The sequence below is a fragment of the Streptomyces avermitilis MA-4680 = NBRC 14893 genome (assembly GCF_000009765.2).
Classification (GTDB): Bacteria; Actinomycetota; Actinomycetes; order Streptomycetales; family Streptomycetaceae; genus Streptomyces; species Streptomyces avermitilis.
On the sequence record NC_003155.5, the window covers coordinates 2861417 to 2878653 of the forward strand.

The 17237-nt window shown below is 69.2% G+C and carries 20 protein-coding genes; 6 read left to right on the forward strand and 14 right to left on the reverse strand.

Going from position 1 to position 17237, the window contains the following annotated elements; genetic code table 11:
* Positions 1-13 precede the first annotated feature (13 nt).
* The 12 genes from SAVERM_RS12270 to SAVERM_RS12320 all read right to left on the reverse strand — a co-directional run bounded on the left by SAVERM_RS12270 (position 14) and on the right by SAVERM_RS12320 (position 7206).
* Positions 14-292, reverse strand: coding sequence for a gas vesicle protein K (locus tag SAVERM_RS12270; protein ID WP_010983785.1), 279 nt, complete (start codon positions 290-292; stop codon positions 14-16).
* The gene (locus tag SAVERM_RS12275; protein ID WP_010983786.1) at positions 289-516 is read right to left on the reverse strand and encodes a gas vesicle protein; all 228 of its coding nucleotides are present in this window, start codon (positions 514-516) and stop codon (positions 289-291) included. Before SAVERM_RS12275 ends, SAVERM_RS12270 begins: the two co-directional genes overlap by 4 nt.
* 3 nt (positions 517-519) lie before the next feature.
* Positions 520-1335, reverse strand: a complete 816-nt coding sequence (locus tag SAVERM_RS12280; protein WP_010983787.1) for a GvpL/GvpF family gas vesicle protein — start codon at positions 1333-1335, stop codon at positions 520-522.
* Positions 1332-1691, reverse strand: coding sequence for a gas vesicle protein (locus SAVERM_RS12285; protein WP_010983788.1), 360 nt, complete (start codon positions 1689-1691; stop codon positions 1332-1334). The genes SAVERM_RS12280 and SAVERM_RS12285 overlap by 4 nt, the downstream gene beginning before the upstream one ends.
* Complete coding sequence (locus SAVERM_RS12290; RefSeq protein WP_010983789.1) at positions 1684-2814, reverse strand: SRPBCC family protein; 1131 nt, start codon at positions 2812-2814, stop codon at positions 1684-1686. Before SAVERM_RS12290 ends, SAVERM_RS12285 begins: the two co-directional genes overlap by 8 nt.
* A 6-nt stretch (positions 2815-2820) precedes the next feature.
* Entirely contained in the window at positions 2821-3951 is a 1131-nt protein-coding gene (locus SAVERM_RS12295; RefSeq protein WP_010983790.1) for a histone H1-like repetitive region-containing protein, read from the reverse strand.
* Positions 3952-3957: 6 nt separating this feature from the next.
* On the reverse strand, positions 3958-4212 hold the full coding sequence (locus tag SAVERM_RS12300; RefSeq protein WP_010983791.1) for a gas vesicle protein GvpG: 255 nt from the start codon (positions 4210-4212) through the stop codon (positions 3958-3960).
* Between the two features lies 1 nt (position 4213).
* A complete protein-coding gene (locus tag SAVERM_RS12305; protein ID WP_010983792.1) occupies positions 4214-4963 on the reverse strand; it encodes a GvpL/GvpF family gas vesicle protein in 750 nt (249 codons plus the stop codon).
* 3 nt (positions 4964-4966) lie between these two features.
* Positions 4967-5437 carry a gas vesicle structural protein GvpA gene (locus tag SAVERM_RS12310; RefSeq protein ID WP_010983793.1) on the reverse strand — a complete coding sequence of 157 codons (471 nt, stop codon included), beginning with the start codon at positions 5435-5437 and terminating at the stop codon, positions 4967-4969.
* Positions 5438-5470: 33 nt separating this feature from the next.
* A complete protein-coding gene (locus SAVERM_RS12315; protein WP_010983794.1) occupies positions 5471-5791 on the reverse strand; it encodes a gas vesicle protein GvpO in 321 nt (106 codons plus the stop codon).
* Between the two features lie 312 nt (positions 5792-6103).
* Positions 6104-6259, reverse strand: a complete 156-nt coding sequence (locus tag SAVERM_RS42920) for a DUF6131 family protein (protein ID WP_137865257.1) — start codon at positions 6257-6259, stop codon at positions 6104-6106.
* Positions 6260-6384: 125 nt separating this feature from the next.
* Positions 6385-7206, reverse strand: coding sequence for an SDR family NAD(P)-dependent oxidoreductase (locus tag SAVERM_RS12320; protein ID WP_010983796.1), 822 nt, complete (start codon positions 7204-7206; stop codon positions 6385-6387).
* A 244-nt stretch (positions 7207-7450) separates the two neighbouring features.
* On the opposite strand from SAVERM_RS12320, the gene SAVERM_RS44685 reads away from it, so the two are divergent.
* The 5 genes from SAVERM_RS44685 to SAVERM_RS12345 are packed head-to-tail and all read left to right on the forward strand — an operon-like array spanning position 7451 to position 12108.
* Positions 7451-7960 carry a MurR/RpiR family transcriptional regulator gene (locus SAVERM_RS44685; RefSeq protein ID WP_048894411.1) on the forward strand — a complete coding sequence of 170 codons (510 nt, stop codon included), beginning with the start codon at positions 7451-7453 and terminating at the stop codon, positions 7958-7960.
* Positions 7957-8937: a GNAT family N-acetyltransferase gene (locus tag SAVERM_RS12330; protein WP_010983798.1), complete on the forward strand. Its 981-nt coding sequence runs from the start codon at positions 7957-7959 to the stop codon at positions 8935-8937. Before SAVERM_RS44685 ends, SAVERM_RS12330 begins: the two co-directional genes overlap by 4 nt.
* Positions 8934-10283 carry an ABC transporter substrate-binding protein gene (locus SAVERM_RS12335; protein ID WP_010983799.1) on the forward strand — a complete coding sequence of 450 codons (1350 nt, stop codon included), beginning with the start codon at positions 8934-8936 and terminating at the stop codon, positions 10281-10283. Before SAVERM_RS12330 ends, SAVERM_RS12335 begins: the two co-directional genes overlap by 4 nt.
* A complete protein-coding gene (locus SAVERM_RS12340) occupies positions 10277-11242 on the forward strand; it encodes a carbohydrate ABC transporter permease (protein WP_037652881.1) in 966 nt (321 codons plus the stop codon). Before SAVERM_RS12335 ends, SAVERM_RS12340 begins: the two co-directional genes overlap by 7 nt.
* Positions 11239-12108: a carbohydrate ABC transporter permease gene (locus SAVERM_RS12345; protein ID WP_037652880.1), complete on the forward strand. Its 870-nt coding sequence runs from the start codon at positions 11239-11241 to the stop codon at positions 12106-12108. The genes SAVERM_RS12340 and SAVERM_RS12345 overlap by 4 nt, the downstream gene beginning before the upstream one ends.
* Before the next feature lie 231 nt (positions 12109-12339).
* On the opposite strand, the gene SAVERM_RS12350 is transcribed toward SAVERM_RS12345, so the two are convergent.
* Positions 12340-14256, reverse strand: a complete 1917-nt coding sequence (locus SAVERM_RS12350; protein ID WP_010983802.1) for an ABC transporter ATP-binding protein — start codon at positions 14254-14256, stop codon at positions 12340-12342.
* A complete protein-coding gene (locus SAVERM_RS12355) occupies positions 14253-16046 on the reverse strand; it encodes an ABC transporter ATP-binding protein (protein ID WP_010983803.1) in 1794 nt (597 codons plus the stop codon). The genes SAVERM_RS12350 and SAVERM_RS12355 overlap by 4 nt, the downstream gene beginning before the upstream one ends.
* Before the next feature lie 304 nt (positions 16047-16350).
* Between SAVERM_RS12355 and SAVERM_RS12360 the strand changes: the two genes are divergently transcribed.
* Positions 16351-17190: an NAD(P)H-binding protein gene (locus tag SAVERM_RS12360; RefSeq protein WP_037652877.1), complete on the forward strand. Its 840-nt coding sequence runs from the start codon at positions 16351-16353 to the stop codon at positions 17188-17190.
* Positions 17191-17237: the final 47 nt, after the last annotated feature.

The window sequence follows — 17237 nt, forward strand, 5'->3', positions numbered from 1 at the left end:
CGCACCCGCACCTTCAGCGTTTCGGCAGGAGGGTTCCGAGCGGTCCGAGGTCGAGGTTGAGGTCCTCCGGACGCACCCCGTGCTGCTCGCAGAGTTCCGTCATCCGCTGGTCGAGCAGCATGAGTGTGGTCCCGATCTCGTCGACCTGCTCATCGCTGAGATCGCCCTGGTCGATACGGCGAATCGCCTGGCGCTCCATCAACTGTCTGAGGAGTTCGACCACCGTCAGGACGAGGGCGACGAGGTCGCGTCCCATCTGGTCGGAGTCCAGGTCGAGCCGGGAACCGGTCACAGCGGGCCTCCGTCCGCCCAGGGCGCCGGAACGCGTTCGCTGACGGACGACAGCAGGGCGTGCAGCGACAACCGCACGAGTGGCACGTCGGCAATGGCGATGACCAGGTCACCGCTGATCACCACGCCGGTCGCCAGGACGCGGTCCAAGAGGTCGACGAGCGGCACCCCGATGGGGCCGCTCAGGGGCTCGGGGCTGTCCCAGGGCACCACGTCGCGTGTCACGGCCTACACCTCCCCGACGAATGAATAGGGCACCCACGGCCCCGACAGCTCGATGTCCGCCCCGGTCCGTTTCCGGAGCGTCCGCGCCAGGAGAGCGAACTCGTCGGCGCGGTGTTCTGCCACCAGGTAGGTGGCGTTGAGGATCTGGACCCGCCGGTCCCCGGCGGCCTGGGGCCCGTGCGGTCGCAGCCTGCGGGACGCGGTGGCGAGGCCACGGACCTCGGCGTCCACCGCTTCCGCGGTCCGTAGCGCCTCGTCCTGACGCCGCTCACGGCGCTCTTGCAGGCCCCGCTTGCGGTCCAGGTAGGCGAGGCCGGCGCCGGGCGCGGGGCGCGAGCGGTCAGCCGGAGTCGTACGGCGGTTCGGAGTCCGGTCCGTGTCGTTTGGCGGGCAGGCCGGCGCGTACACCTTCACGCCCCACTCGGCGTGGTGCGCGATGCGCCCGAGCGCCGCGTGGAACCGGTCCGCCTCACGGGCCAGGGCCTCCCGCGCCCTTTCCTCACCGTGGTAGAGCGTGGCCATCGGCAGGGGAACCGTGGGGCAGCAGGCGGCGGCCGCGGCGACGACTTCGTGGTGGGCGCGCGCGTATCGCTCCAGTTCCCGCTGGTCGGACAGGCGTGCCTGCCAGGCTTCGTCGGTGAAGTCACCCGCTCGGACGGGCTGGACGATCGCCGTCAGGGTCCCGAGCGGCAGTGTGCCCACAGCCGCCTCGTCGGTGACACCCGGCAGGCCGGCGACGACGGCCGGATCCGGGTTCCGGCAGACAGCGAACACGTAGGTGGCCTTGGCGTCCGAAGGCTCAGGGCCGCGCTCCGTCATGTGCCTCGGTCCTCCTTGGCCGCCGCTGGGGCCGATTCGTCGTCCGTCCGGGATTCGAGCGCCTTCAGACGCTCCCGCAGTTCACGGTTCTCGTCCTGTAACGCGCTACGGGCCGCGCGGGAACTGAGCGCCGGATCGGTTTCCCACCAGTCGATGCCGGCCTTCTTCGCGGTGTCCACGGACGCCACGAACAGACGGAGCCGGATGGTGAGCAGCTCGATGTCGAGGAGGTCGATCTTGATATCACCCGCGATCACGATCCCCTTGTCGAGAACGCGTTCGAGGATGTCGGCAAGGTTGGTGGTCCCCGGGCCGGAGACCGGGTAGGCCCCCTGCCGGAAATCGACGTCAGCCACGGCCTCGCCTCTGCCGTCTCTGCTTCCTCGACGGGGCTACGTCCTCGTCCTCCTCGTCCTCCTCACCCTCCTCGTCCTCCACCGCGTCTTCGTCCTCGTCCTCGTATGCGCCTTCCTCGTCCTCCGCCCCCTCCTCGTCTTCGTCCTCGTACTCGTCCGCCTCCTCCGCGGCGCCTTCGCCCTCGTCCTCGTCCTCGTCCTCGTATTCGTAGTCGGCATCGTCCTCGGCCTCGCCCTCGGCCTCGCCCTCGCCCTCCTCCTCGGGCTCCTCGCCCTCGGATTCCTCCTGCTCAGCGGCCTCTTCTTCTTCCACGGCGTCCTCGTGGGACACGACGACTTCACCGTCACGGATCTCACCGCGCCAGCCTTCGGGCTCTTCCTGAGTGAGGGAGACGTACCGCTGGAAATGCTTGAAGTCCAGTCGCAGGCGGCGCCCTTGGGCCCGCCACAGGTTGCCCGTCTTCTCGAAGAACCCGGACGGGTAGTACTCCACGACCAGGACGATCCGGGTCAGGGTGGGGGCCAGCTCATGGAAGCTGACCGCACCACGGGTGGTGCCCTTGGCTCCCTCTGAGGTCCAGACGATGCGGTCGTCGGGGATCTGTTCCTGGACCGTCGCTTTGTAACTGCGTGAGGAAGGGCCGACCTTGACCTTCCAGTTACTCCCGACCTCATCGGTCTTCGAGACGTCACGAACGCCCTTGGCGAAGCTGCTGAACTTGTCGTACTGCGTCCAGTGGTCGTAGGCGGCGCGCAGAGGCACTCCCACATCGAGAACCTCGATGATGTTCATGACCTTGCCGCCGCTGGCCTTGCGTTTCCCTTTTCCTCCGCCCAGGGCTTCCTTGGCCTTGCCCAGAACGTTGTCCTTGAGGCCCTTGGCCTTCTCGCTGACGAATGCCTTCAGCGGGGAGTCGCCCTGGAGGATGCGGGAGCCGATGGCGGGCAACCCACCACCACCCTCGGCCACATCGGTGAGCTGCCCCGTGACGTCACTCAGTTTGTCGCCCGCCTTTTCGGCGAGTTTCTCCACCTGTGCGCCGAGGAAGTTGGACAGCTCTTCGCGCAGCCGGTCCGCGCCTGACGCTTCCTCTGCGGGCTGGTCTCTCTCCGTCTTGGTCATGGCTGACTACCTCCGACGATCGGCGCGCTTGGACGCTGCTCGCTTCGACGACGTCGTCTTCCTGGCCGCGGACTTCTTGGCCGGAGCGGTTTTCTTCGCCGCGGACTTCTTCGCCGCGGACTTCTTGGCGGGAGCCGTCTTCTTCGCCGCCGCCTTCTTCGCGGCCGTCTTACCAGGCGCGGACTTCTTGGCGGGAGCGGACTTCTTCGCCGCCGCCTTCTTCGCGGCCGTCTTACCAGGCGCGGACTTCTTGGCGGGAGCGGACTTCTTCGCCGCCGCCTTCTTCGCGGCCGTCTTACCAGGCGCGGACTTCTTGGCGGGAGCCGTCTTCTTGGCCGCCGCCTTCTTCGCCGGCGTCTTCTTTGCCGGTGCAGCCTTTCGCGCCGCGGCCTTCTTGGCCGTCCGAGGCTTCTCTTCACCCGCGGGAGCGGCCTTCTCGCGTGCCTCTGGTCCCCGTGCCTTGCGGGACCGAGCCGATTGCCGAGCGCTGCGGGGTCGCCTGGGCCGCGTCTCCTCCGGCTCCGGCTCCTCTTCTTCCTCTTCCTCTTCCTCTTCCTCTTCCTCTTCTTCCTCGCCCTCGGGCTCTTCCTCCTCTTCCTCCTCCTCTTCCTCCTCCTCGTATTCGCCTTCCGGCTGTTCCTCCTCCTCTTCCTCTTCCTCTTCCTCCTCGTACGCGGCCTCCGGCTCTTCCTCTTCCTCTTCCGGCTCTTCCTCTTCCGGCTCCTCCTCTTCCTCCTCTTCTTCCTCCTCGCCCTCCGCGCCTTCCTCGTCCGGCGCGTACTCCTCCTCGCCCTCTTCCTCCTCGCCCTCTTCCTCCTCCCCCTTCTTGCCGAGCCGGGCCGTACGGTCGCTGAGGGCATCGGCCAGCGAGCTCATGCCCCGGTCGGCGGCGGCGGTCACCGCCTTACGACCCGCGTCGAGAACCTCCCCCCTCAACTGCTCCTGCAACTGCGCGAACTGCGGCATCTCGCCCAGCCTGCGCATCCCTTCCGTGGCGAGCTGACGAGGTTCGAGGCCGAATCGTCGGCCCGCCAGATAGGTCGCGATGGACAGAGCCATCCGGCCCTTCTTCGTCCGTCCCAGCACATAGCCGCCCACGACAGCGGCAGCGAGCGTCACCTTGGCCGTGTCATCCATGAGTCGTCACCTTCGATCGTTCCGCGCGGAGCCGACCTGTGCGGCGTGCAGCCGGTCGAGCAGCCGTTCCTCTTCCCGTTCGAACTCCTCCAGGCTGATGTCTCCGTCTTCGAGCTCCTGGTTCAGCACCGCCAGCTGGGCGCGGAGCACCCCCGGGTCGTGCAGCTCGCGCTCGGCTGCCTCGTTGAGCTTCTCCGCCACCCAGATCACCCCGCGGACCGGTGCGACGGGGAACGTGAGCAGGCCGGTGAGCAGTCCCATGTCAGACTCCGGCCGTACGAGCGTGAGGGGCTTCAGCGGAGACGAAGCTGTAACAGGGCAGCGGGCCCGCGAGGCGCAGCTCGACGTGTGTGCGGTGCCGGTCGGCGAATCGTTCCGCCACCCTGTGGAAGTCGTCGCTGTCGCCGCGGCTGACGAGGAACGACACGTTGAGCACGCATCCCTGGACGTCCGGCCCCGGGGCCACCGCACGGGCCAGGGGGGTGAGCTCGCGGAGAATTCGCCGCCCGGCTTCGGCGGCCCTGCTCTGCAGTGCTGTCGTCACGGCTTCGCCCAGTCGGAGGCTGGCTTCGTAACCGGGACGTCGACGCGCTTCGTCCCGCAGCCGCCGGACCTTCTTGTCCTCGGCGACGAGGTCGGCCAGTGCGTTCTGTGCCGGGAGCGCCTTGACGTTGATCTCGACCCCGTCGGAGAGCCGCTCCAGTGCCGCGACGTGGTCCGCCTCGTCGGCTGCCAGCCGGCCGCGCACCGTCTCCTCGTCCGGTGCGACCATCCCGAACCGCATGGGCAGTACCGGGCCCTCGGCCGAAAGGCGCAGCAACAGTTCCTGGTGAGCCAGCAGATCGCGCCGTCTGGCGCGCAGTTTCGGGGGAGCCTCACTGACGACGGCGGCGAGGCGCCCCTGCCGGATCGTCCGCAGCGGGGCAGCCGGGCTGCCCACGCCTCCGGCGCCCGTAGGCAGCGGTCTTCCCGCCCGGACGATCGCGTAGACGTACACACCTTCGGCTGTCACGACTCATGCCTCCACGGGTCGTCGTCGGCTCGCGCCGCTGCGGGCAGGAGCGCGCCGCTTCCTCGGCCGTTCCTCCTGCTGCTCTTCCTCGTCCTCGTCGGGCTCTTCGTCCTCGTCACGGCCGCCCCCGACCGCCTTGCGCACGGTGTCACCCACGGACTCCGCGGCCTTGCGGACCTTGCGCTTGCCCATGGACTTGACGGCACCTCCCCCGATCAGCTCCGGAACGGTGGTGCTCCCGGAGTCACGCTCCAGGTCGAGCCGGTTGCACGCTTCCGCGAAGCGCAGGTAGGTGTCCACACTCGCCACGACGATGCGCGCGTCTATCTTGAGGATCTCGATGCCGACCAGGGAGACCCGGACGAACACATCGATCACCATGCCCCGATCGAGGATGAGTTCCAGCACGTCGTACAACGTGCCGGCGCGCGGCGGACACGCCACTACCTCGTCGGAGTAGGTGGTCGGGGGCATGGGGCGTCCTTCCGGTTGTCGGGCAAACCTGGATCACTCGTCGGCGGACCCCCGCCGATAGCGGCGGACCCTGCGGTACTCCATGAGTTCGCCGTCCTGATCGAGCTGCACCTCGTACGAGGCGAGAAGGCTCGTTGTGTCCGGAATCCGGGCCAGCTCAAGGACGTCCACGACGACGCACCAGCCGTCGTCGGCACGCCTCACCGCCGAGACGCCCTCCGTGGGATGGCCGATCAGCCCCTCCAGGCTCCGGCTGGCAGCACGGGCGGCGCCTTCCGCTCCACGCACGGACGGCGTGCGGCGAGCGGCATTCGTCGAGGATTTCCCGGCGCGCGGCCGACGCTCTTCTGCCATGAATTCAAGTCTGATCGCTATCGGGCGCCGCGCACCTTGGGCGAGCCAGTCGGGCGCACGTGCCGGGGACGCACGCTGCCGACGGGTGCGTGCGGGCCGCTCCAGGGCTGCGGGCGCGGCGCCCGCAGCCCACGCCCGGCAGGGTCGAGGACGCACCGGTGCCACGTGACGTGACAGGTGATACGCACGAGGCGGCGCGCTACCTGGCAGCCAGGCGGCACCGTGCACGGCCAGACCGAACAGACCCAGACCGAACAGACAGTGCTGGACGCGCCGACGGCCGCGTGCGCCGGGAGCCGGAGAAGGGTGCCTCTACCAGTAGTGACGCCTGCCGCCCACCGCATGCCCGACGGCGCCCAGAATCCAGAGAATGAGGCCGATCACGACGAGCACGACACCGATGGTCCACAGGATCGATATGCCCGTCAGCAGGCCGATGACCAGAAGAATGACGCCCAGGACGATCATGGCGCCCTCCGATCTCGTAGGCTTTTTTTCAGTATGCGCCCGACGCATCCGCAAGGCGACGCAGAGCATCGGCGCCCCAGGGAGAGCCCCGCCCCGACGACGCGACGGTCCTCCTCCCGGGAAGGTCAGAGTTCCGCGTCGCCGCGTGGTGCGACATGGAAGTCGAACGCGAGGGTCCCCGGATCAAGGGCCGTCGCCCCACCGTCAAGGGTGAGCACTGAGCCATTGACGTACGAGGCCGCCGGGGAGAGCAGCCAGCTGATCGCCTCCGCGATTTCACGCGGTTCGCCCGGCCGGCCCAGGGGCAGGAACCTGGTCGCCTCCTCGTAGGCGGACTCCACACTGCCGTCCTTCAGGTCCGCTTCCTCGGCGAAGCGCGCCATGCGCCGGTCGGCCATCTCGCTGCGCACCCAGCTGGGACACACGATGTTGGCACGCACTCCCTGCCGCCCGTAGTCGACGGCGACGGAACGGCAGAGTTGCAGCAGGGCTGCCTTGGACGTGGCGTACGGGACGTTGCTCGCGCCGTTGCGCAGCGCGGACACCGAGGCAACCGCGACCACCGCCCCTTTCGTGTCCAGCAAGTGTGGGATCGCCGCGCGCAGGAGCAGCAGCGGACCGGTGACGTTGGTGCGCATCACGTCGTGCCAGTCCTCCAACGACACGTCCCCGACAGCTCCGCCGCGCCCGATGCCCGCGTTGAGCACGAGCCCGTCGAGTCGCCCATAGGCGGCCAGGGCCGTGCGGACGAGACCGTCGGCAGCATCGGGATCACCCACGTCGGACGGACAGGCCAGTGCCCCGGTCTCCCGTTCGAGCCGCCGCAGCGGTTCGGCCCGCCGCCCGGAGATGACCACGTGGTGCCCACCCTCACGCAGCAGCCGGGCGGTGGCTTCCCCAATGCCCGTACCTCCACCGGTCACGATCACAACTCGCTTCTCTGCCACTGCGGTTCAGGCTCCTGCTCCGGGTTCGGGAAATGCGTCCGATCCTACGTCGGGGCTGTGACACCGAACCTCGAGCACATGAGCCGGTACGCGGTGTGCGAGATGGCCGGCCGGGGCTTGGCCGGTGCGCTTTCCTCGGCCGCCCTCGGCACGAACTATGGGTGAATCATTGCGTAATTCCAGGACATTCAACTAAATTTCCGACAGCCGCTTCGAGATGTCGTCGGCAGACGGGGGGCAAAGGATGAGCACGGACGACCGCGTCGCGGTGACACCCGGGATCGCACGACCGCACGCGTCGCCCGGACTTGCCGGGCCCGACCGGCTCGGACTGGTGACCGACCGCACCGGCGCCCTCCCCGACCTGCGCCCGGCCGCGCCCAGGCTGGTCGGCGACAGCGACAGCGACGTGTACGACGTCTGCGTCGGGGTGTCCCACTCGGGAACCACGCCCGAGACCGTCAGGGCCCTCGGCCCGGCCCACCGCCCCCGCCGCGCGATAACCGCTGCCCTCACCGACGCCGCGCCCTGCCCCGTCGCCGACGCCGACGCCGCGGACGCCGCCCTCGGCACGGTGGTACGCGAAACGGGACTGCGCCAGGGCGCGATTTCCGTCCGCATCGCCCAACTCGCCATCGTGGACCGCGTCCTGATCGCCGTGACGCGGCGCACCCCGCACCAGGCCGAGGCAGCGCCGCGGGCCACGTTCGACACCGTCCATGACCTGCGTTTGGAAGGACAACCCCGTCGATGACCGATCGCACGACGACATCCCGGGCCGGGATTCGCGGCTTTCGCGCGGGCGACGGCCCGCAGTTGGTGGAGGTATGGCGCCGGAGTGCGCCTGCCGACTCCATCACCCCGGACCGCTTCCGCTCCCTGGTGCTGCTCGACGCCAATTTCGATCCGGAGGGGCTTCGGGTCGCCGTCGACGGCGACCGTGTCGTCGGCGCGGCCTACGCGGTGCGCCGTCTGACGCCGATGACCGGCACCGACCTGGAGCCGGAGCAGGGCTGGATCCCGTTCTTCTTCGTCGACCCGGCCGCCCGCGGGCACGGCCTCGGCCGCCGGCTGCTGACCGACGCCCTCGACTGGCTGCACCGCCACGGCCGCACCCGGGTGGACTTCTCCTCATACACCCCGAACTACGTCCTCCCCGGCCTGGACGCCGAGGCGTACCCGGAAGCCGCCGGGCTCCTTGAGTCCCTGGGCTTTCGCACTCTGTACGAGGCGGCGGCCATGCACCGCGGCCTGGTCGGCTATCGCGTCCCGGAGGACGTCGCGCGCCGCTCGGACGAACTGACAGCGCGGGGCTACCGGTTCGCCACCCCGTGCGACGACGACCTGGTGGACCTGATCGCGCTCGCCGGGAACCACTTCGGCCCGGACTGGGCGTGCACGATCCGGCAGTGTCTGGCCGCGGGCACACCGCTCGACCGGATCGTCGTCGCCCGGGACCCAACGGGTCGCCTGGTCGGCTGGGCGATGCACGGCACGTTCGATGCCGTGGACGAGCGGTTCGGGCCGTTCGGCGTGCTGGAGGAGATGCGCGGCACCGGACTCGGCAAGGTCCTGCTCCACCTGGTCCTGGAGCGGATGCGGGCGCGCCGCGCGCACTCCGCGTGGTTCCTGTGGACCGGCGAACAGTCCCCGGCGGGCCACCTGTACCGCAGGAGCGGTTTCACCACGACCCGGGTGTTCCGCGTGCTGCGCCGGGAGGCCGCCGGATGACGCCGTCACACCGCACCGGCGGCCTGAGCCGCCGTCACTTCGCGCTGGCGCTCCCCTCGGCGCTGCTCGCCTCCGGAGCTTTTGGATGCGCCGCGCCGCACCAGGGCACCGGGCGGCCCGGGGACCCGATCGTCCTCACCCTGCTCTCCCACTACGCGAGCGGGGAGCTCAAGAAGGCCCTGCGGGGCCCGGTCGACGAGTGGAACGCCACGCACGACCGGGTCAAGGTGCGGACGAAGGCCGTCGAGTTCACGGACCTGCTGACCACGTTCATGGTCCGGCAGGCCGCGGGCCAGGGCGCCGACATCATCCACCCGTACTGCCTGTGGAACGGCCAGCTCGTCCGGGCCGGCGTCCTGCGGCCCGCTCCGTCCGAGCACGCCGAGGAGATCACGCGCGGCTACGGCACGGCCGCGGTCGGCGCCTCGTCGGTGGGAGGCGAGGTGTACGGCTACCCCACCGAGGTGCAGACGTACGCCCTCTACTACAACAAGCGGCTGCTGCGCGAGGCCGGCATCTCCGGCCCTCCGCGCACCTGGCGGGAGCTGGAGGAGACGGCCTACCGCACCGCCGCGCGGGACCGGTACGGCAACACACTGGTCCAGGGGTTCGGGCTTTCGACCTACGACGACTCCACCACCGTCGGCCAGACCCTCGCACTGCTCAACGCCGCCGGCGGAAGGTTCGTCTCCGCGGACGGCAGGAGCACCGCCATCGACTCACCGGCCGGCCGGGCCGTGCTCGATCTGGAGCACCGCCTCGTCGTCAAAGGCGCGAGCGCCCCCGGCGTCAACGTCTACAAGGCGTTCCAGTCCGGGCAGGTGGCCATGGTGGTCAGCGCCGGCTGGTGGACCGCGAGCCTGAAGGCCCAGATGGGCAAGGACTACCGCGATGTCGGCGTCGCGCCCGTGCCCGTCCCCGAGGCGGACGACAAGCGCGCCACGCTCTCCACCGGCTTCATGCTGGGAGTCAACACGGCCAGTGACCACCCGCGCGAGGCCTGGGAGTTCCTGCGCTGGCTGAACACCGAGAAGGTGAGCGCGAAGAGCGCCGAGAAGGGCGCGACAGCGACCCGGATGAGCTCCCTACAGGTGTCGGTCGGCTCCCTGACCGGCCGCGCCGACGACATGCGGACGCTCCTGAGCGAAGGCGGCGATCCGAACCTGCGCCCGTTCCTGGACGCGCTGGCGTACGCGGTGCCGGAGCCGAACGTGCCGGGCGCGCAGCAGGCCAAGTCGCTGCTGCGCAAGAACATCGAGGCGTTGTGGACCGGTCAGCAGTCGGTCGACGAGGCGCTGCGCACCATCCGCCGTCAGGTCGATCAGGAGGTGTCGCGCTCATGGTGAACACGTTGACCCCGGAGACGACTGAGCGGGCGCACGGCCCGCGGTCCGCCGGGCCCGCCGTCAACGGCCGCGCCCAGACCCGGCGCCGGCGCCACCAGGCCGTCGTCGCCTATCTCTTCCTGGCCCCGGCGTTGCTGTTCTTCGCGGTCTTCCTGATCCTGCCGCTCGGCTTCGCGCTGCTGCTGTCGACGTCCCGCTGGGCCGGGTTCGACCTCGGCGACATCGATCCGGTCGGCCTGGACAACTTCACCGGCCTCTTCGCGGACGGATCGACGTTCCTGACGCCGATCCTCACCAATACGCTGCTGTTCGCCCTGGGCACCGTGGCCCTCGCGCTCGCCGGCTCCGTGCTCGTGGCCACCTGCATCGACAACCTGCGGTTCCAGGGACTGTGGCGCACCCTGTACTTCCTGCCGATCGTCACGACCGTCGTCGCCGTCGGCAACGTATGGAAGTACATGTACGAGCCGGGCGGCCTCGTCAACGGCGTCCTCAACGCCCTCGGTCTCGGCTCGGTGGCGTTCCTCCAGGACCCGGACACCGCGCTGCCCTCGGTCGTGGTCGTACAGGCCTGGGCGTCGGTCGGCTCGGCGATCCTCATCCTGACCGCCGGGCTGAAGTCCATCCCCGAGTCGTACTACGAGGCCGCCGCGCTCGACGGCGCCGGGCCCGGCACCGTCTTCTGGAAGATCACACTGCCGCTGCTGCGGCCGTCCCTGCTGTTCGTGTGCATCACCCAGTTCCTCACCGGCCTGCAGTCGTTCGCGCTGATCATCGTGATGACCAAGGGCGGGCCGGGTGACGCGACCAATGTGGCCGCGCTGGAGATGTACCGGCAGGCCTTCTCGTACGGCGACTGGGGCACGGCGAGCGCCGCCGCCTTCGTGCTGTTCGTGGTGGTCCTCGTGGTCACCCTGGTGCAGTTGTGGATCTTCCGGCGCAAGGGGGAGGACGCATGAACCGCCGCCGTTTCCCGTGGTTCTCGTACCTGGTGGTCGTGACCGGCGCCGTGCTCACGGTGGTGCCGTTCCTCGACATGGTGATGACGTCCTTCAAGGGGCCCGGCGAGTCCGGCACGCTGCCGTACCGGTTCCTGCCCGAGGCGTTCGACCTGTCCAACTACCGGGCGGCGGTCGCCCAGCTCGATCTGCCGGTGCTCTTCCGCAACAGCGTCATCGCCACCGCCCTGATCACCGGATCGGTGCTGCTCACGTCGTCACTCGCCGGCTACGCGCTCGCCAAACTCCGCTTCCCCGGCCGGAACTTCATCTTCCGCCTGGTGCTGTCGACGATGATGTTCCCCCCGTTCCTCTTCTTCATCCCGCACTTCCTGATCCTGGTGCACTGGCCGCTGGCGGGCGGCAACGACCTGTTCGGGCGCGGCGGCGCGGGCCTGACCGTCAGCATCGCGGCGCTCGTCGTGCCGTTCCTCGTCAACGGCTTCGGGATCTTCCTGACACGCCAGTTCATGGTGTCGATCCCGGACGAGGTCCTCGAGGCCGCGCGCATCGACGGGGCCGGCGAGTTCGCCGTGTGGTGGCGGATCGTGGTGCCGCAGACCAAGCCGGTCCTGGTGACGCTCGGGCTGCTGACCTTCGTCGACGCCTGGAACGAGTACATCTGGGCGCTGCTCGTGTCGACCGCCAACCCGGACGTGATGACCCTGCCCGTCGGCATCCAGCTCCTCCAGGACTACGTCGACCCGACCCGCACGATGCCCATCGTCATGGCGGGCCTCGCCCTGAGCATCCTGCCGGTCCTGATCCTCTTCCTGCTGCTGCAGAAGCACTACATCCGCGGCGTCATGCTCAGCGGCCTCAAATGAAGAACGAATCCGTGACGGGCGGAAGAACGAGGGCGATCCTCGCCCGCACGCCCGACGAACGCGACCCCACTCGCCGGGCGCGCCCCAGGCTCCGCCAGCGTCAACGACTGGACCTCGCGGCATGAAACGGAAGTGTCGGGACCTGATGGGTCACTTCACATGTCTTCGTGCCCGTAGCCCGGACGCTCGCGTCCCGCTCCGCGGCCGGGAGCGGGACGCGCGAGGTTCCTCTCAGTGGGCCTCGGCGGCCTGATTGGTCCAGACGGCGTACATCTGGGTGTACTTGCCGTCGGCGGCGAGGAGCTGGTCGTGCGCACCGACCTCGACGATGCGGCCCTCGTCGACGACGACGATGCGGTCGGCCTTCATCGCGGTGGAGAGCCGGTGTGCGATCAGGATCGCGGTTCGGCCCTCCAGCAGCACGTCCAGGGCCTGCTCGATCTTGGTCTCGGACTGGAGGTCCAGGTTGGACGTGGCCTCGTCCAGGACCAGCACCCGGGGCTGGGCCAGGAAGGCCCGTGCCAGGGCGACGAGTTGCCGTTCGCCGGAGGACAGCGACTGGCCCCGCTCCTGGACGACGGTGTCGAGGCCGTCGGGCAGCCGCTCGACCACGTCGACCAGGCCGACCACCCGCAGCGCCTCCCGCACCCGGCCGTCGGAGGCGTCCGGGACGGCGAAACGGATGTTGTCCCGGAGCGGCCCGGCGAACAGGAAGGGTTCCTGCGGAACGACGCCGATCTGCCGCCGGAGGGACTCTATCCGCACGTCCCGGAGGTCGCGCCCGTCGATGAGGATCCGGCCGGACGTCGGGTCGTAGAACCGGGTGACCAGTTTCGCGAGGGTGGACTTGCCGGCACCGGTGGGGCCGACGAACGCCACGGTCTCACCGGCCCGGATGTCCAGCGACACCTCGGAGATCACCGGCCGGTCGGGAACATAGCCGAACGTGACGTCTTCGAAGACGATCTCGCCCTCGACCTTCGGCAGGTCGACGGCTCCGGGAGCCTCCTCGACCTCCGCCCGCGTGCTCAGGAGCTCCCTGAGCTTCACGATCGACGACTGCCCCTGCTGGTACGTGTTGTAGAGCTGCACCAGTTGCTGGATGGGCTGGAAGAAGGCGCCCAGGGAGAGCAGGAACGTCACCAGCTCGCCGATGGTCAGCTCCCCGTCGGCGACCATGCCGGCGCCGATGGCCAGCAGAGCGAGCTGCCCAACGACACCGATGACCTGGGTGCTCGGCGTGTAGATCGAGTTGATCCGTCCGGTGCGGACATTGGCGTCGTAGTACGTGCCCGTGACCTGTCGGTGTTGCTCGATGTTGTGCTGCTGCCGGTTGTGCGCCGTTACGATGCGCACTCCCTGCAGGCTCTCGGAGAGATCGGCGATGACGGCGGCGATGGTGTCCCGCACCCGCACGTAGCCCTTGCCGGACGCCCGGTGGAACCACACGGACAGCGCGGTCAGGACGGGCACGACCAGTACGACGGTGATCAGCGCCAGCCGCACGTCGAAGGTGAACAGCACCACCGTGACAACGACCATGGTCAGGCCCTGGACGGCGAGCTGTGCCAGACCGTCCTGCAGCAACGCCTGGAGGTTCTCGATGTCGCTGGTCATCCGGGTCATGATCACGCCGGACTTCTCGCCGGTGTAGAAGTTCAGCGAGAGCCGCTGCAACTGGGTGAAGACCCGTACCCGCAGGTCGTTCATCACCCACGCGGCGATCCGCCCGGTCACCTTGACCCGCGCGGCCTGCGCGGCACCGGTGACCACCAGACTGACCAGGTACGCGATCGCGACCAGCACCAGCGTGCCGGAGTCCTTCGCCGTGATGCCGTCGTCGATGCCGATCTGGGTCAGCTTCGGACCGGCCTGGAGCGTCAGCGCCTCCAGGGCCACGAACACGCCGCCCAGCAGCGCGATCGGCCAGTACGGGCGGATCAGCCGCCGCAGACTCAGCTCGGCGCCGTCGGGATCGGGCCGGCCGTGCTCGAACACGACCTCGGGCTCGGGATGTTCCGGCTCGGTCTTCAGCAACGTGTCGACGCTCGCCTGCATCTCCGGCGGCACTCCGGCGAAGGGCAGACCTGGCGCGGTGGCCCTGCCGCCTCCGTTGAACGCGGCGCCACCTCCCGTGGGAGACGTCATCGGCCCACACTCCCCAGTTCCTCGATGGTCTCGTCCGCCTGCGCCAGCACTTCCGCGTACAGCGGCGTGCTCGCGAGCAGCTCCTTGTGCGTGCCGTCCGCGACGATCCGGCCGCCGTCCAGCAGCACCACGCGGTCGGCCAGGCTGATCGTGGACAGCCGGTGCGCGACGATCAGCGTCGTCCGGCCGGCGAACAGGGACCGCAGCCCGGCGTGGATCTCCTGCTCCACCTGGACGTCGATGGCGCTGGTGGCGTCGTCGAGCACCAGCACCGGCGGATTCAGCAGCAGCGTCCGGGCGATCGCGATGCGCTGCCGCTGCCCGCCGGACAGCGTGTAGCCGCGTTCGCCGATGACGGTGTCGTAGCCCTCGGACAGTTCGGTGATGAACTCGTGGGCCCCGGCCAGCCGGGCCACCCGCTCGATGTCGGTGAAGTCCGCGTCCGGCCGCCCGTAGGCGATGTTGTCGCGGACCGACGCCGAGAACAGGAACGGCTCGTCCAGTACGACGCCGACGGTGTCCCGCAGGCTGCGCAGGGTCAGGTCCCGCACATCGTGCCCGTCCACGCTGACGGAGCCGGCGCGCACGTCGTAGAAACGCGGCAGCAGTCTGGCCGCGGTGGACTTTCCGGTGCCGGTCCGGCCGACCAGCGCCACGGTCTCGCCGGGGCGGAGCTGCAGCGAGAACCCCTTCAGCACGTCGAGGCCGTCGCCGTAGCCGAAGGTGACATCGTCGAACCGGACGTCACCGCGCGGCCCGGTGATCTCCCGCGCGTCGGGGGCGTCCGCGATCTCCGGCTTCTCGTCCAGCACCTCGTACAGCCGCTTGGCCGCGGCCGACGACCGCTGCCCCAGCATGATCAGGTTGCCGATCACCTGGAACGGAACCTGGAGCATCAGGAGATAGGCGTTGAAGGCCAGGATCGCGCCGACGCCCAGCTCGCCGTGAATGACCAGGTATCCGCCGTACAGCAGCACGATCGCCATGCCGACGCGGGGCAGGTTCTGCACCAGGGGCGTCCACCGCGCGCGCAGATCGGCGTCCTTCACGTTCGCCCAGGCGACGCTCGTCGCGGCCTTCTGCAGCGAGGCGAGCTGGCTCCGCTCGGCCGCGAACGACTTGACCACGCGCACGCCGTTGACGTTCTCGTCCACCACGGTCGCGACATCGGCCAGCCGGGCCTGGATCAGCCAGGACACCGGGAACAGGGACCGTTGCATGCGCCGGCTCGCCACGAACATCAGCGGCATCGGCAGCATGGCCAGGATGGCCAGCGGCACGTCGATCGCCAGCATGTACGCGAACGACACCAGCGAGATACCGGACTGCACCAGCAGGTACGGCGCGAACGCCAGATACATCTGCACCGCGCGGATGTCGGAGTTGGCACGGGAGATGAGCTGCCCGCTCTGCATCCGGTCGTAGAACGGGAACGACATGGCGGTCAGGTGCTCGTACACGATGTTGCGCAGGTCGTACTCGATCCTGGCCGCGGCGCGGAAGAGCAGTTGCTTGGACAGGTAGCCGACGACCAGCATGATCACCGACATCCCGACCAGCCACCACATGTAGTGCGACAGCGGCACCCTGTCCGACACGATCGAGTTGTCCACCGCGTCCTGGATCAGCCTCGGCACCTGTACGACCACCAGCATGCTGGCCCCGGACATCACCAGGGCCGCGCTGAACATCCACCGGTGTGCCCGGACCAGCGGCCACGCTCGCCATAACCAGGACCTGCTCGGGTCGGGGTCGATCGCCGCGCTGGGCGGCGGATACGTCTTGTTCACCTGAATTCCCCTCTGTGCATGCCCTCGCGGGCGACCCACTCGGCCTGCTCAAGGCAGCATCAACTGCACGTGGAACAAGGCGTGTTCGACGGTCCACGTGTAAGCCCCACGGATGCAGGATAGCAAAAGAAGGTACGACGTACGCAGTTTGTTTTTTTCGGTGACCCGTGCGAGCCTCGGTCGCCGGGCGGGGGGCCGACGAGCGGACCCCGAGGTCGCGGAACGTGCCCTTCCGGTCCGCTCGCAGACCTGAACGGTCGATGCATGCTCCACCCGCACCATCAACCACGCGGAGGTCGGATCATTGGTTACCGTTGTCTTCGGCGCACGTGGAAACGTCGGCCGCAATGTCGCTGCCGGCCTGCTGGCCGTCGGCGAGAAGGTCAGGGGCACCAGCAGAAACCCGGAAGCGGGCGGCTTTCCGTCCACGCTGGAGGTCGTCCAGGCCGACTTGGAGCGCCCCGAGACCCTGCCCGCGGTGCTGGCCGGTGCCGACAAGGTGTTCCTGTACGCCAAACCGGAGCAGATCGAGGCATTCGTGGCGGCGGCGCAGTCCGCCGGCGTCCGGCAGGTGGTCCTGCTGTCGTCGGTGTCGGTCGTGATGGCCACCTCCGAACAGAACCCGATAGCCCGGATGCACCGGACGGTCGAGCTGGCCATCGAGCGGTCGGGGCTGGACTGGACGTTCATCAGGCCGGGCATGTTCGCCACCAACGCCCGTTGGTGGTGGGGGGAATCGATCCGCGGGGAGGGCGTCGTGCGCCTTCCGTACCCGGAAGCGCAGAACGCACCCGTCCATGAGAAGGACATGGCCGCGCTCGCCGTGACCGCTCTGACCGAGCCCGGCCACTCCCACCAGGCCTACACCGTCCACGGATCCGAGTCGCTGACGCTGCGGCGCCAGGTGGAGCACATCGGTGAGGCCCTCGGGCGCCCGATCCGGGTGGAGACGGTCTCTGTCGAGCAGGCGCGGGAGGAATTCGCCGAGAAGGCGCCGTCGAACGTGGCCGAGGCGCTACTGCGCATGTGGGCCGCCGCCGACGGCGTTCCGGCCCCGGTCTCGGTCATCGTCGACAGGATCACCGGCAGGCCCGCGCACACGTTCGCGCAGTGGGCCGCCGACCACGCCGACGACTTCCGCTGAGCCGTCCTCCTCGGCTGACCGCCGTGCGGTGGTCAGCCGAGGAGCAG

Excerpts from the sequence above, each read along its gene's own strand:
- SAVERM_RS12345 (WP_037652880.1), top strand. The coding sequence starts at position 11,239 with ATGAACCGCCGCCGTTTCCCGTGGTTCTCGTACCTGGTGGTCGTGACC.
- SAVERM_RS12310 (WP_010983793.1), bottom strand. The coding sequence starts at position 5,437 with ATGCCCCCGACCACCTACTCCGACGAGGTAGTGGCGTGTCCGCCGCGC.
- SAVERM_RS12340 (WP_037652881.1), top strand. The coding sequence starts at position 10,277 with ATGGTGAACACGTTGACCCCGGAGACGACTGAGCGGGCGCACGGCCCG.
- SAVERM_RS12350 (WP_010983802.1), bottom strand. The coding sequence starts at position 14,256 with ATGACGTCTCCCACGGGAGGTGGCGCCGCGTTCAACGGAGGCGGCAGG.
- SAVERM_RS12290 (WP_010983789.1), bottom strand. The coding sequence starts at position 2,814 with ATGACCAAGACGGAGAGAGACCAGCCCGCAGAGGAAGCGTCAGGCGCG.
- SAVERM_RS44685 (WP_048894411.1), top strand. The coding sequence starts at position 7,451 with ATGAGCACGGACGACCGCGTCGCGGTGACACCCGGGATCGCACGACCG.
- SAVERM_RS12330 (WP_010983798.1), top strand. The coding sequence starts at position 7,957 with ATGACCGATCGCACGACGACATCCCGGGCCGGGATTCGCGGCTTTCGC.
- SAVERM_RS12315 (WP_010983794.1), bottom strand. The coding sequence starts at position 5,791 with ATGGCAGAAGAGCGTCGGCCGCGCGCCGGGAAATCCTCGACGAATGCC.
- SAVERM_RS12300 (WP_010983791.1), bottom strand. The coding sequence starts at position 4,212 with ATGGGACTGCTCACCGGCCTGCTCACGTTCCCCGTCGCACCGGTCCGC.
- SAVERM_RS42920 (WP_137865257.1), bottom strand. The coding sequence starts at position 6,259 with ATGATCGTCCTGGGCGTCATTCTTCTGGTCATCGGCCTGCTGACGGGC.
- SAVERM_RS12335 (WP_010983799.1), top strand. The coding sequence starts at position 8,934 with ATGACGCCGTCACACCGCACCGGCGGCCTGAGCCGCCGTCACTTCGCG.
- SAVERM_RS12295 (WP_010983790.1), bottom strand. The coding sequence starts at position 3,951 with ATGGATGACACGGCCAAGGTGACGCTCGCTGCCGCTGTCGTGGGCGGC.
- SAVERM_RS12280 (WP_010983787.1), bottom strand. The coding sequence starts at position 1,335 with ATGACGGAGCGCGGCCCTGAGCCTTCGGACGCCAAGGCCACCTACGTG.